The following is a 12387-nucleotide window of genomic DNA, read 5'->3' on the forward strand; positions in this document are numbered from 1 at the left end:
CACCCGGCACCCTTCGGCCCCGATGTCCCCTTTGCCCGCTCCTGGTCCGGACCAGTTCCCGAAAACCGCCACGCGGCGCGGGACCGGTGTGCGAGGCTGCGGCGAACACGGACCGAAAGAGAGAGAACACCGATGCTGATCTGGGGCTGGCGAACACGGATCTACGTGCTGGCGATGACGACGTTCTTGTGCGGCCGCTGCGGCAACCCCGCCTCGCACGCGGTCCGCAAGGCGGTCACGAAGTTCACGCTGTTCTTCATCCCGCTCTTCCCGATCGGCGTCAAGTACACCGCGCAGTGCACCTTCTGCGGCATCGAGAACCGCATCCCGAAGGAGGACGCGGTCCGCCTGCAGGCGCAGGAGGAGAGCCAGTCCCAGCCGCCGTCGGGGTACCCGCCGCACCCGTCGCAGGGTTTCCCGCCGGGGCAGGACTCCGGGCAGCAGGGATTCCAGTCCCCGCACCCCTCCCAGCCCCAGGGTTTCCCGGCACCGCAGGGCTTCCAGCCACCGCACCCGTCGCAGCCGCAGGGCTTCCCGCAGCCGGGCCAGTTCCCCCAGCAGGGCCAGTAAGCCGTCCGCGGACGCGGGCCTGCCGGACACCGGCAGGCCCGCCCGTCATCCGCCGCGGCCAGCGCGAACCACCAGCCCGCCGGGCAACACCGCCGCGCCTAAACCCCGACCGACGCGAACCCGGCAGCCTGCCACGCAACACCACCGCACCCGCCCGCCACCCGCCGCAGCTAAGCCCCGACCGGCGCGAACCCAACGGCCCAACGGCCCACCGGGCAACACCGCCGCGCCCGCTCGTCACCCGCCGCAGCTAAACCCCGACCGGCGCGAACCCGGCAGCCCGCCGGGCCACGCGAGCCGCCACCGCCACGAACCGCGCGTAGACGGCCCCGAGCAGCACGACATCCACCGCGGCCCGCACCCCGTACGGCCACTCCGGCCCACCGGCCCACTCCCGCAGCTCCCGCTCGGCCACCCCGGCCAGCGCGACCGCGTCCCCGACCCCGCCACCAAGCAACTCCCGCAGCGCCCGAGCGACCGAAGCAGCCTGCGCCCCAACCGCGCCACCGCGGGCCGCACCGGTTCCGGCACCACTCCCCGCGCGTCCGCGACCTCCCGCGCAAGTCCACCCATAAGAGTGAGTTCTCCGGCGACGTGCACAGCGGCGAGCACCGCCTTCACCTCCTCCTCCCGCGGCGCGTGCAGCGCCAGCAGCGCCCCCGCCTGCTCCTCGCACGCGGCCCCGAGCGCGGCCACCACCGCCACCTCTTCGCGAGCGCGTCCGCCCAGCGTGTGGTCACTTTCCAGCACCGAGCGCGTGGCCTCTTCGAGCGCGATCGCGACGAGCGCGCACAGGTCCGCCAGCCGGTGGGCGAGCGTGACCAGCTCCTTCTGAAACGCCGTCGGCATGGCGGCAGCAAACCAGCCCGGCCGGGCCCCGGCACCTCGTCGCCCGGCCCGGAATTGTCGGACCCCCGTGCTCTCCTCGACGGCAAGAGCGGTGCACCCCGCACCCCGAGCGGAAGGAGAGCCCGATGGCGGGCGAAACGATGGTCACGGTGGTCGGAAACCTGACGGCGGACCCGGAACTGCGGTTCACCCCGGCCGGCGCGGCGGTCGCGAACTTCACGATCGCGTCCACCCCGCGGCAGCTCGACCGCGAGTCCGGCGAATGGCGCGACGGCGACCCGGTGTTCCTGCGCTGCAGCGTGTGGCGGCAGTACGCGGAAAACGCGGCGGAGTCCCTCCTGCGCGGCACGCGCGTGATCGCGCACGGCCGGCTGAGACAGCGGTCGTACGACACGCAGGAAGGCGAGAAGCGCACGGTGATGGAGCTGGACGTCGACGAGCTCGGCCCGTCGCTGCGCTACGCGACGGCCAAGGTGACCAAGCTCAGCCGCCAGACCGGCACCGGGGGCAGCAGCACGTGGACCCCGGAACCGGTGGCCGCGGGAAGCCCGCCGTTCTGACCCCATCCGTTCGCGCCCGGCGTCCGAACGCCCGTCGACGGGGTTTCGAGCCGAACTGGATCAGCGGCGGTGACGATGAAGGTGCGCTCAGGCCGGACCGAACCCGGGTGTGTTGTCGAAATCCGCTCCCCCGGTTCGACGCACAGGTAGGACGAGGCCGAACCACGAGCGGGAGGGACCGAGATGAGCGGCGACGAGAACACCGGATCACCGGAGGCACGCCCCGAGCTCAACCACCGGATGCGCGCGATGCTGAGAGCGGTGGCCGCGGGCCGGGGCCTGGTGTCGTGCAGCAGCGAACCGGACCTGTTCATCGACGGCCTCTCGTGCGGCGACCAGTTCTCCGCCCACGCACTGGCCCACCAGGGCCTGGTCCGCCCGTCCCGCCCCGGCCGCCCCGGCGAGCTGGTCCCGGCCATCCTGACGACGGCGGGCCAAGCCGTCCTGACCGAGAAGCACCGCCCGGCCGCCTGACGGCGCTCGGGTAGCTGTTTGACAACTCCAGAAAGCAAACGCCCCCGCCCCGGCGGGCAGCCGGCCGCCGCACCCCATCCGGCGACCCGGCACCAGCCCACCCACACCCGGCGCCACCCACGGCCACCGCGACTACCGTGGCGGACATGAGCAACACCGAGGCCACCCCGGCCGAGCTCGCCTGCGCCGACCGCCCCACGGCCACCGACCCCGACAGCCCCGCTGTCGAGGTCCTCACCCCGCGCGATGTCCCCCTCGGCGGCCCCCGCGCGATGCGCGTCCGGCGCACCCTCCCCCAGCGCTCCCGCTCCCTCATCGGAGCCTGGTGCTTCGCCGACCACTACGGCCCCGACGAAGTCGCCAAGATGGACGTCGCCCCGCACCCGCACACCGGCCTCCAGACGGTGAGCTGGCTCTTCGCCGGCGAAATCGAGCACCGCGACAGCCTCGGCACGCACGCGATGGTCCGCCCCGGCGAGCTGAACCTGATGACCGGCGGCAACGGCATCTGCCACTCGGAGGTCTCGACCCCGGCCACGAAAACCCTGCACGGCGTCCAGCTCTGGGTGGCGCTGCCGGAGCGGCACCGGCACACGGCCCGCGCCTTCGACCACTACGTGCCCTCGGTGAACCGGATCGAAGGGGCCGAGATCCGGGTGTTCCTCGGCTCGCTGGCCGGGCGCACGTCCCCGATCCCGACGTTCACCCCGCTGCTCGGAGCGGAGATCGTCCTGAGCCCGGACGCCCACATGTCCCTCGGCGTCGACCCCCGCTTCGAGCACGGCGTCCTCGTCGACACCGGCGACGTCGACGTGGCCGGCACCCGTGTCCGCGCGGCCGAGCTGGGCTACGTGGGCATCGGCGTCCGCAGCCTGACCCTCAGCAACCGCGGGGCCACCCCGGCCCGGTTCCTCCTGCTCGGCGGCACCCCGTTCGAGGAAGAAATCCTCATGTGGTGGAACTTCGTGGGCCGCACCCACGAAGAGATCGCGACCTTCCGCGAGGCCTGGGAAGCGGGCTCGGACCAGTTCGGCAGCGTCACGGGCTACCCGGGCGAGCGGCTGCCCGCGCCGGCGCTGCCCGCGGTCCGCATCAAGCCGCGCCGCAACCCGGCGTCAGGCCAGGAAACCGCCCACGGCTGAGGCGAACGCGGCCGCGTCGTCCAGCCACGGGTAGTGCGCCGCACCGGGCAGCACGACGGTCCGGCCGTGCGGGAAGAGCGCGGCGATGTCGGCGGCGACGGCGGGGCTGACGATCCAGTCCAGTTCGCCGGCCAGCACGAGCACCTCGGCGGTGACGGAGCCGAGCGCGGCACGGGTCACCGGGGGTTCGAAGGCGCCGGGGGCGTTGTACAGCCGGGCGGCCGCGCCGTTGCGCTGACCGGGTTCGGTGGCCTGGTGCCGCCGGGCCGCATCGTCCCAGCGGCCGTAGTACAGCGGGGCGAAGGCGGCCCAGTGGGCGCGGGTCGCCGTCCGGGTGGCGATGGACTCGTAGGCGGCGGCCGCGGCCTCGAACCACGGCGCGCCGGCCCGCCGCGCCATGATCCGCCGTCGTTCGGCGACCGGCAGCTCGAAGCCGACGGCCCGCGGGCTCGGCGTGATGAGCGCGAGCCGCTGCACGCGCTCCGGGTACCGCTCGGCGTAGCGGACGGCGAGGCTCGCCCCGGCCGAGTGCCCGAGCAGGTCGAAGCGGTCGAGGCCGAGGTGCTTGCGCAGCGCCTCGACGTCCTCGACCTGGCGGTCGCACCGGTACGTGCCCGGGTCCACCGGCTCGGCGGAGTCGCCGGTGCCGCGCAGGTCCAGCACGGCGGTCCGCCGGTACGCGCTCAGCCCGCCGAGATCGCCGAGGTAGGCGCCGGCCCGCATCGGCCCGCCGGGCAGGCACACCACCGGCGGCTCGGCCCCGCTGCCGGACAGGTGGACGGCGAGCGCGGTCCCGTCCGGCGCGGCGAAGCCGTGCGAAGCCATCAGCGGGTCCGGGCGAGGTAGGCCTCCAGCGTGGCCAGCCGGTGCTCGCGGGCGAAGCGCTCGACCTCGTCCGGCCCGGCACCGCCCTCGATCAGCGCGAGCAGCCGATCGTGCTCTTCGACCGACTCCGGCGCCCGCCCCGGCACGGAGGCGAACGTGCTGTCGCGGACGGCGGCGAGCCGGGTCCAGCAGCGCTGAACCAGGTCGACCAGGTTCGGGTTGGGGCACGCGCCGAACAGCACCTCGTGGAACTCGGCGTTCAGCGCGGTGAACGCCAGCGGGTCGAACTCGGCGAGGCTGCGGCGCATCCGGTCGTTGAGCGCGCGGGCCCGCGCCAGCGCGTCCGGCGTGAGCAGCGGCGCGGCGAGGCCGGTGGCGGCGCCCTCGACGATGGCGACCGTCTGCATCGCGTGCTGGTAGGCGACGGGATCGATGGCGGTCACCCGGGCGCCGACGTTGCGCTCGAACTGGATCAGCTCTTCGGCCTCGAGCCGGCGCAGGGCTTCCCGGACGGGCACCGCGCTGACGTCGAGTTCCCGGCCGATCTGGTCCAGCACCAGCCGGTAGCCCGGGCCGTAGCTCCCGTCGAGGATCCGGGCTTTGATCGTCTCGTAGGCCAGCTGGGACTTCGTGACCGGTCTTCCCGAGGACGCGCTGATCATGTAGGAAACAATATATGGTCTCCCCTGCGCCTCCGTCCCCGACCGCGGCCGACCTGATCGTCGACGGGCTGCGCGCCCACGGCGTGGACACCGTCTTCGGGCTGCCCGGTGTGCAGACCTACGACCTGTTCGACAGCCTCGCCCGCACCGAGGGGGAAATCCGGGTCATCGGCGCCCGGCACGAGCAGACCGTCGCCTACATGGCCTTCGGGTACGCGCAGGCGACCGGCCGGACGGGCGTCTGCACCGTGGTGCCGGGTCCCGGCGTCCTCAACGCGTCGGCCGCGCTGCTCTCGGCGCACGGGGCGAGCGCGCCAGTGCTGTGCCTGACCAGCGAGATCCCGCGCGCCTACCTCGGCCGCGGGCTCGGGCACCTGCACGAGATGCCCGACCAGCTGGCGACCCTGCGCACGTTGACGAAGTGGTCGGCGCTGGTCGAGCACCCGGCCGGGGTCCCGGACGCGCTGGCGACCGCGTTCCGGGAAGCGGCGGGCGGGCGGCCGCGGCCGGTTTCGCTGGCGGTGCCGTGGGACGTGCTGGGGATGCGCGCCCCGGCGGACGCCGCCGGCCCGCTGCCGCTGCCCCGCCCGGCGGTGGACCCGGTCGCGGTGGAGCGGGCCGCGGAGCTGCTGAGCGGCGCGAAGCACCCGATGATCATGGTGGGCGGCGGCGCCCGGCACGCGGCCGCCGAGGTCCGGGCGCTGGCCGAGCGGCTGCAGGCACCGGTGGTCGCGTTCCGCGGCGGGCGCGGCATCGTCGGCGACGACCACCCGCTCGGCCTCACGTGCGCCGCCGGCTTCGAGCGGTGGGCCGAGACGGACGTCGTGATCGGCATCGGGTCGCGGCTGGAGCTGTCCTGGTTCCGCTGGCCGGACAAGCCGCCCGGCTTGAAGACGATCCTGCTCGACATCGACCCGCGCCAGGCGACCCGGCTCGAAGCGGACGTCGCGGTCATCGCCGACGCGGCCGACGCCACGGCCGCGCTCACCGAGGCCGCCGGCCCGCGGCGGGCGGACCGGACGGCGGAGTTCGCCGCGCTCAAAGCCGAAGTGGCGCAGCGTTTCACCGACGTCGGGCCGGAGCTGGAGTACCTGCGGGCGATCCGCGACGTGCTGCCCCGCGACGGCTTCTTCGTCGAGGAGATCTGCCAGGTCGGCTTCGCGTCCTACTTCGGGTTCGAGGTCTACGCGCCGCGCACCTTCATCACCTGCGGCCACCAGGGCACGCTCGGCTTCGGCTACCCGACGGCGCTGGGCGTGCAGGCCGCCTTCCCGGGTCGCCCGGTCGTTTCAGTGGCCGGCGACGGCGGCTTCATGTTCGCGGCGCAGGAGCTCGCCACCGCTGTCCAATATGGACTCAACGTGGTCGCGGTGGTGTTCGACAACGGCTTCTACGGCAACGTCCACCTCGACCAGGAGCGCCTGTTCGAGGGCCGGGCACTGGGCGGCAGGCTGCGGAACCCGGACTTCGCCCGGCTGGCCGAGACGTTCGGCGCGCTCGGCCTGACCGCACGCACCCCGGACGACCTGCGCACCGCGCTGGACAAGGCGTTCGCGTCGGGCCGCCCGGCGCTGGTGCACGTGCCGTGCGAACTGGGCACCGGCGCCTCGCCGTGGAAGTACCTGATGCCGAAGTCGGACCGCGGCTAGCCGGCCGCCACGCGGTCCAAGGCGGCGAAGACCCGTTCGACGTCGGCCGGGGTGGTCCGCCAGTTGCTGAACGCCGCCCGCAGCGCCGGGCGGCCGTCGTACACCGTCGGCGTGAGGAACGTGGTCCCGTCCTCGGCGATGGCCCGGACAAGGGCGTCGACGCGGTCCTGGGTGACGTCCCCGGCCGGGGCGAAGCAGACGACGTTGAGCCGTACGGGCGCGAGCAGCTGCCAGCGGGGCGAAGCGTCGATCCGCGCGCCGAGGTCGCGTGCCAGCGAGACGCAGCGCTCGACGATCTCGCGGTGCCCGTCGCGGCCGTAGGCCGTGAGCGAGAACCACGCCGGGAGCGCGCGCAGCCGCCGGGAGTTCTCCGGTGTCAGGTGCAGGAAGTCCGGCGTCTCGCCGATTTCGCCGAGGTAGGCGGCGTTGTTGCTGAACACCCGCAGCTGCAGGTCACGGCGCCGGGTGAACTGGACGGCCGAGTCGTAGGGCACGTTGAGCCACTTGTGCAGGTCGACGACGACCGAGTCGGCCTGGTCGAGGCCCGCGGTCAGCGCCGCGTGGTCCGGTGCCAGCGCGGCGAACCCGCCGAACGCGGCGTCGACGTGGAGCCAGAAGTCGTGCCGCCGCTTGAGCCCGGCGATCGCGCGCAGGTCGTCGAAGTCGACGGTGTTGACGGTCCCGGCGTTGGCGACGACGATGGCCGGCCCGTCGAGGGTCTCGAGCACTTCGGCGAGCTTCCCGACGTCGACGGCCTCACGCCCGGGGAGCAGCGGCACCTTGCGCAGCGCCGAGCGGCCCATCCCGAGGAACGACAACGCCTTCAGCACACTCGAATGCGGCGCCCCGGACAGCACGGTCACCGGCCCGAGCGCGGCGGCGCCGTCCTCGGAAACCGGCACCCCGGCCCGCTCGCCGAGCCACTCGCGGGCGATGGCCAGCCCGGTCACCGTCGACATGGTGGCCCCCGTGACGAACGCGCCGGAGAACTCCGCGCCCAGCCCGAAGAGCTCGGCCAGCCAGCCGACGGTCTCGCGCTCGAGGTCCTGCGCCGAGGAGTCCATGCCACTGGCGGGATTCTGGTCGTGCGCCGAGGTCAGCCAGTCCCCGGCGAGCGCGGCCGGCGTCGCGCCCCCGGTGACGAACCCGAGGTACCGAGGCCCCGCGCTGGCCGCGAACCCGGGTTCCCACCGCCGCGAAAACTCTTCCAGCGCACCGCGAGCCCCCACCCCACCGCCCGGCAGCGGCGCCGGCACGGCGGCCACCGGCGGCACCGCGGCCGCCCGCTCCCCCACCCCGGCCAGCGCGCCGGCGGCGAGCTTGCTCGCGGCGTCGAGCAGATCGGGCAGCGAGTCCAGGTCTTCGGCGAGCCTCGGGTGCATTTGCCCGACGCTAGGCGGCTCCTCGGCCGCTGTCGCGGGCCAATCCGCCGAAACTGGCCCGGTCAGTGCCGCCGGAGCCGGCGGACGCGGCCCTCCGCCGGGTCGAACGTCACCCGGCGCAGGGGGCCCGCCAGCAGCAGCACCACCGCCATCGCCGACAGCGCGGCCAGCACCATCGCGGCGACGAACTGGGCCGCGCCGGACGTCGCCGTCCCGAGCACCGCGTACCCGGTCAGCACCAGGGCCGGCGGTGCCAGCAGCCCGGCCAGCACCGGCACCAGCGGGACGCGGTCACCGTCGGGGCGGCGGGCGGACACCACCGCCGCCCCGGCGCAGGTGACCGCGGCGACCAGGAGGCAGCCGCCGACGGTGTCGCTCAACCGGTGCCAGCCCAGCGCCACGGCCGCGGCCGAGACCCAGGCGACGACGATGCCGCCGGTCGCCAGGACCGGCAGGCGGAAGCGGCGGGGCAGGACGATCGCGAGGGCCACGAGCATGGCCATCGCCGCGCTCACGTGCCCGCTCGGGAAGCTGTTGTGGCTCGCGACGCCGAACCGGTCGCCGGTGCTCGGGCGGTCCAGGACGTACAGCTTGAGCAGCTGCGCGACCACCAGCGGCGCCGCCAGCAACGCGAGGGCCGTGACACCGAGCGCGAGGCGACGGCGCAGCAGGGCGATCACCACCACCAGCAGCGCGATGCCGCCGAGCACCACCACCTGGTCCGACTGCCGGAGCGGGTCGGCCCACTCCACCACGTGGCCCGCGGACTGGGCGCTGCGGACGACGCCGTTCTCGACGCCGCGGCCGGCTTCGGTGCGAACGAAGAGGAGGTAGGCCGCGATGAAGGCGAGGGCGAACCCGGCCGCGCTCGCGGCGAGCACGGTGGTGCGGGACGCGGCCCGCGTCACGAGCGCGTGGCGTCCGGCCGGCGGGGTCACAGGGCGTACCTCGGAACTGATCACTGCCATGACCCCGAGTCTGGATCCGGTGTTTCGAGATCCCGTCAGCGTGATGTCATGGTTTTGCTACAAGATCGGCCCGGGTCGCCACGACGTGCGGTTTTCCGAATAATGGCGCCGTGGCCGAGGTACTGGTGGTGGAAGACGACGCGGCGGTGCGGGAAGGACTGCAGCTGGCCCTGCGCCGGCAGGGGCACGTGGTGCGCACCGCGGAAACGGGCGAGCTCGGCATCGAGGTGCTCGTGCACCACCGGCCCGACATCGTCGTGCTCGACCTGATGCTGCCGGGCATGGACGGGTTCGAGACGTGCCGCCGGATGCGGGCGGCCGGCCCGGTCCCGATCATCATGCTCACCGCCCGCACCGACGACTTCGACGTCGTGGCCGGGCTCGAGGCGGGCGCGGACGACTACGTGGCCAAGCCGGTCGAGCCGCGGGTGCTGGACGCGCGGATCCGGGCGGTGCTGCGGCGGGCGGTCACCGAGCGGCCGGGCGAGCCGCCGCAGCCGGACGAGCGCCACGGCGACCTCGTGATCGACCGGGCGTCGCTCGAGGTGACCAAGCGCGGCGCGCCGGTGTCTCTGACCCCGACCGAGCTGAAGCTGCTGCTGGAGCTCTCGCGCACGCCCGGGCAGGTCTACAGCCGCCAGCAGATCCTCTCCGCGGTGTGGGACCACGACTACCTCGGGGACTCCCGGCTCGTCGACGCGTGCGTGCAGCGGCTGCGCGCCAAGATCGAGGACGTGCCAGCGAAACCCGAGTACGTGCAGACGGTCCGGGGGTTCGGCTACCGGTTCGGCCGGTCGTGAGCCGGCTCCGCTCGTGGCTCACCGGGCTGCGGTTCCGGCTGGTCGCCGCGTTCGCGGTGATCATGATCCTCGGCGCCACCGCGGCGGCGGGCGCGAGCTACGTCTCCGCCCGCACCGCCATCCTCGGCGGCATCCAGGACCAGACGATGCTGAAGCTGCGCGACCAGATCACCGCGTACCTGCCGACCGTGTCGCTGCCGCCGACGCAGGGCACGCTCGACGCCTTCTCCACGGCACTGAAGTCCAGCGGCGCGCTCGTCGTCTACCACGACATGCGCGCGACGACCGGTATCGGCTACGACGACGTGCCCGCCGAGCTGCGGCAGGCGGTGGCGCACAGCACGAACATCCAGTTCCAGCGGGTCGACCTGCATGGCTTCCCGATGTTCTTCGTCGGGATCCCGGTGCAGACCGGCCGCAACGGCGGGCGGCCGAGCGGGCTCGAGGTGTACGCGACGGTTTCGCTGACCCAGCAGCAGGAAGCGATCGACGGCCTGGCGCGCACGGCGTGGGTCTACTCGGCGCTCGCGCTGCCGTTCGCGGTCGCGGTGGCCCTGCTGGCGGCGCGCCAGGTGCTGCGGCCGGTGCGCGCGCTGAACACCGCGGCCAGCCAGCTCGGCCGGGGACGGCTGGACGTGCGGCTGCGCGCCACGGGGTCCGACGAGCTGGCCCAGCTGGTCGCCACGTTCAACAACACCGCGGCGGAGCTCCAGCGCACGGTCGGCACGCTGCAGGCGATGGAAGCGGACGCGCGCCGGTTCGTCGCCGACGTCTCGCACGAGCTGCGCACGCCGCTGGCCGCGATGAACGCCGTCACCGACGTGCTCGACGAGGACGCCGGCCAGCTGCCGGCGGACACCGCGGTCGCGGCGCGGCTGGTGTCCGCCGAAACCAAGCGGCTGACGCGGCTGGTGCAGGACCTGATCGAGATCTCGCGGTTCGACGCCGGGCGCGCGGAGCTGCGGCGCGAACAGCTGGACGTCGCCTCGGCGGTCGCCGACAGCCTCGCCGCGCGCGGCTGGGAAGCCGGTGCCGACCTGGTCGTGGAGCTCCCGGTCGGCATCGTCGCCTCGCTCGACCGGCGGCGGCTCGACATCGTCGTGGCGAACCTGGTCGGCAACGCGATGCGGCACGGCGCCCCGCCGGTGGAAGTGGTCCTGCGCGCCGAGGGCGGTGACGTCGTGCTGACCGTCACCGACCACGGTCCGGGCATCCCGGAGGAGGTCCTGCCCGCCGTGTTCGACCGGTTCACCAAGGCCGACACGGCCCGCGCGCGCTCCGAGGGCAGCGGGCTCGGGCTGTCCATCGCGCGGGAAAACGCGCGGCTGCACGGCGGTGACATCACCGCGGCCAACACCGGTTCCGGTGCCCGGTTCGTGCTGCTGCTGCCCCGGGAGGCGTGGTGAAGAAGGTCCTCGTCCTGGCGGTCCTGCTGCTGGTGAGCGCGTGCGGGGTCAAGCCGACGCCGGTCATCGGCGCCGGGCCGGCCCCGACCCTGCGCAATCCGGAGGGCGACGCGCCCGGCACCGAGGTGACCCTCTACTTCGTCCTCGACGGACGGCTCACCCCGGTGGCGCGCCCGGTCACCAGCTCCATGGGCGTCAACACGACGCTGTCGCTGCTGCTGGGCGGGCCGTCCCGCGCCGAGGCGGCCGACGGCTACACGACGATGCTGCCGGCGGCCGGCGGGGAGATCGCGCTGTCCCCCGATCCGCCGCCGACGATCACGCTGCCGTTCCCGGTGCAGCAGCTCACGCCGATCGCGGTCAACCAGCTGGTCTGCACGACGTTCGCGGCGCTGGCCGCGCAGAGCCGGTACGTCATCGAGAACGCCGTCGTGCTCGCCGGGACCGACACGAAGCTGCCGCCGCAGACCTGTCAGGCGTTCTGACCGAACCCGTGCACGACCAGCCGGAGCGCCTCGGCGACCACTTCGGGTTCCGGGCGGCGGGCGCGGCCGTGCTCGTCGACGTTGGCCTGCAGGGCCGCCTGCAGGCCGCCGATCACGGCGCCGGTGATGGTCGCGGCTTCGATCTCCCCGAGTTCGGGGCGGGCCTCGCGCAGCAGGCGGGCCCAGGAGTCCGCGACGAAGGCGTTGCGCAGCAAGAATCCCGCGCGCAGGGCGGGCACGGACGCGATGAGCCGGGTGCGCACCGCGGTGAGCGGGTGGTCGAGCGGGAAGCTCCAGGCGTCGGCGGTGGCGAGCGCGCCGAGCGTGCGGAAGACGAGGTCGGCGACCGGCTCGTCCGCGGGGGCCGCGGCGAAGGCCCCGGCGAGGATTTCGTCGTAGAGGTGCTGGTCGGCGAAGACGACGTCCTCTTTGCCCGCGAAGTAGTTGAAGAAGGTCGCGGGTGAGACCCCGGCCGCGGCGGCGATCGCGGCGGTCGTGGTGGCTTCGTAGCCGTGCTCGTCGAACAGCAGCAATGCGGCCTCGATCAACGCTTTGCGCGTGCGCTGCTTCTTCGCTTCTCGCAGTCCTGGTGCCACGGGGCCGAGCTTAGCGTCA

14 protein-coding genes are annotated in these 12387 nt (G+C 73.8%); 8 read left to right on the top strand and 6 right to left on the bottom strand.

The window, feature by feature from the left end; translation table 11 throughout:
* Positions 1-132 precede the first annotated feature (132 nt).
* Positions 133-570, top strand: coding sequence for a zinc ribbon domain-containing protein (locus tag EIY87_RS24250; protein WP_125312094.1), 438 nt, complete (start codon positions 133-135; stop codon positions 568-570).
* A gap of 250 nt (positions 571-820) precedes the next feature.
* Here EIY87_RS24250 and EIY87_RS48430 read toward each other — a convergent pair whose 3' ends face one another.
* Positions 821-1027, bottom strand: coding sequence for a hypothetical protein (locus EIY87_RS48430; protein ID WP_225440013.1), 207 nt, complete (start codon positions 1025-1027; stop codon positions 821-823).
* A gap of 517 nt (positions 1028-1544) precedes the next feature.
* Here EIY87_RS48430 and EIY87_RS24260 point away from each other — a divergent pair.
* The 3 genes from EIY87_RS24260 to EIY87_RS24270 all read left to right on the top strand — a co-directional run bounded on the left by EIY87_RS24260 (position 1545) and on the right by EIY87_RS24270 (position 3595).
* A complete protein-coding gene (locus tag EIY87_RS24260) occupies positions 1545-1979 on the top strand; it encodes a single-stranded DNA-binding protein (RefSeq protein WP_125312096.1) in 435 nt (144 codons plus the stop codon).
* A gap of 183 nt (positions 1980-2162) precedes the next feature.
* Positions 2163-2453 carry a hypothetical protein gene (locus tag EIY87_RS24265; RefSeq protein ID WP_125312098.1) on the top strand — a complete coding sequence of 97 codons (291 nt, stop codon included), beginning with the start codon at positions 2163-2165 and terminating at the stop codon, positions 2451-2453.
* Between the two features lie 146 nt (positions 2454-2599).
* Entirely contained in the window at positions 2600-3595 is a 996-nt protein-coding gene (locus EIY87_RS24270; protein WP_125312100.1) for a pirin family protein, read from the top strand.
* Here EIY87_RS24270 and EIY87_RS24275 read toward each other — a convergent pair.
* The gene (locus EIY87_RS24275) at positions 3569-4420 is read right to left on the bottom strand and encodes an alpha/beta fold hydrolase (protein WP_125312103.1); all 852 of its coding nucleotides are present in this window, start codon (positions 4418-4420) and stop codon (positions 3569-3571) included. The genes EIY87_RS24270 and EIY87_RS24275 overlap by 27 nt on opposite strands.
* A complete protein-coding gene (locus EIY87_RS24280; protein ID WP_225440014.1) occupies positions 4420-5082 on the bottom strand; it encodes a GntR family transcriptional regulator in 663 nt (220 codons plus the stop codon). The genes EIY87_RS24275 and EIY87_RS24280 overlap by 1 nt, the downstream gene beginning before the upstream one ends.
* Positions 5083-5096: 14 nt before the next feature.
* Here EIY87_RS24280 and EIY87_RS24285 point away from each other — a divergent pair, with 14 nt between their 5' ends.
* Entirely contained in the window at positions 5097-6731 is a 1635-nt protein-coding gene (locus EIY87_RS24285) for a thiamine pyrophosphate-dependent enzyme (protein WP_125312107.1), read from the top strand.
* On the opposite strand, the gene EIY87_RS24290 is transcribed toward EIY87_RS24285, so the two are convergent.
* Positions 6728-8113, bottom strand: coding sequence for a pyridoxal phosphate-dependent decarboxylase family protein (locus EIY87_RS24290; RefSeq protein WP_125312109.1), 1386 nt, complete (start codon positions 8111-8113; stop codon positions 6728-6730). The genes EIY87_RS24285 and EIY87_RS24290 overlap by 4 nt on opposite strands.
* Positions 8114-8175: 62 nt before the next feature.
* Positions 8176-9081: a phosphatase PAP2 family protein gene (locus EIY87_RS24295; RefSeq protein ID WP_125312111.1), complete on the bottom strand. Its 906-nt coding sequence runs from the start codon at positions 9079-9081 to the stop codon at positions 8176-8178.
* Positions 9082-9191: 110 nt separating this feature from the next.
* On the opposite strand from EIY87_RS24295, the gene EIY87_RS24300 reads away from it, so the two are divergent.
* From EIY87_RS24300 to EIY87_RS24310, 3 genes are all read left to right on the top strand, one after another.
* Positions 9192-9881, top strand: a complete 690-nt coding sequence (locus EIY87_RS24300; RefSeq protein WP_125312114.1) for a response regulator transcription factor — start codon at positions 9192-9194, stop codon at positions 9879-9881.
* A gap of 62 nt (positions 9882-9943) precedes the next feature.
* A complete protein-coding gene (locus tag EIY87_RS24305) occupies positions 9944-11287 on the top strand; it encodes a sensor histidine kinase (RefSeq protein WP_125312254.1) in 1344 nt (447 codons plus the stop codon).
* Positions 11284-11772, top strand: a complete 489-nt coding sequence (locus tag EIY87_RS24310) for a hypothetical protein (RefSeq protein WP_225440015.1) — start codon at positions 11284-11286, stop codon at positions 11770-11772. The genes EIY87_RS24305 and EIY87_RS24310 overlap by 4 nt, the downstream gene beginning before the upstream one ends.
* Here EIY87_RS24310 and EIY87_RS24315 read toward each other — a convergent pair.
* Positions 11760-12368 (bottom strand): TetR/AcrR family transcriptional regulator, encoded by a 609-nt coding sequence (locus tag EIY87_RS24315; RefSeq protein ID WP_125312118.1) that lies wholly within the window; start codon positions 12366-12368, stop codon positions 11760-11762. The genes EIY87_RS24310 and EIY87_RS24315 overlap by 13 nt on opposite strands.
* Positions 12369-12387: the final 19 nt, after the last annotated feature.

The sequence above is a fragment of the Amycolatopsis eburnea genome (assembly GCF_003937945.1).
Taxonomy (GTDB): Bacteria; Actinomycetota; Actinomycetes; order Mycobacteriales; family Pseudonocardiaceae; genus Amycolatopsis; species Amycolatopsis eburnea.

Coding starts and splice junctions, on each gene's coding strand:
- EIY87_RS24250 (WP_125312094.1), top strand. CDS start 133: ATGCTGATCTGGGGCTGGCGAACACGGATCTACGTGCTGGCGATGACG.
- EIY87_RS24260 (WP_125312096.1), top strand. CDS start 1,545: ATGGCGGGCGAAACGATGGTCACGGTGGTCGGAAACCTGACGGCGGAC.
- EIY87_RS24265 (WP_125312098.1), top strand. CDS start 2,163: ATGAGCGGCGACGAGAACACCGGATCACCGGAGGCACGCCCCGAGCTC.
- EIY87_RS24270 (WP_125312100.1), top strand. CDS start 2,600: ATGAGCAACACCGAGGCCACCCCGGCCGAGCTCGCCTGCGCCGACCGC.
- EIY87_RS24275 (WP_125312103.1), bottom strand. CDS start 4,420: ATGGCTTCGCACGGCTTCGCCGCGCCGGACGGGACCGCGCTCGCCGTC.
- EIY87_RS24280 (WP_225440014.1), bottom strand. CDS start 5,082: ATGATCAGCGCGTCCTCGGGAAGACCGGTCACGAAGTCCCAGCTGGCC.
- EIY87_RS24285 (WP_125312107.1), top strand. CDS start 5,097: ATGGTCTCCCCTGCGCCTCCGTCCCCGACCGCGGCCGACCTGATCGTC.
- EIY87_RS24290 (WP_125312109.1), bottom strand. CDS start 8,113: ATGCACCCGAGGCTCGCCGAAGACCTGGACTCGCTGCCCGATCTGCTC.
- EIY87_RS24295 (WP_125312111.1), bottom strand. CDS start 9,081: ATGGCAGTGATCAGTTCCGAGGTACGCCCTGTGACCCCGCCGGCCGGA.
- EIY87_RS24305 (WP_125312254.1), top strand. CDS start 9,944: ATGATCCTCGGCGCCACCGCGGCGGCGGGCGCGAGCTACGTCTCCGCC.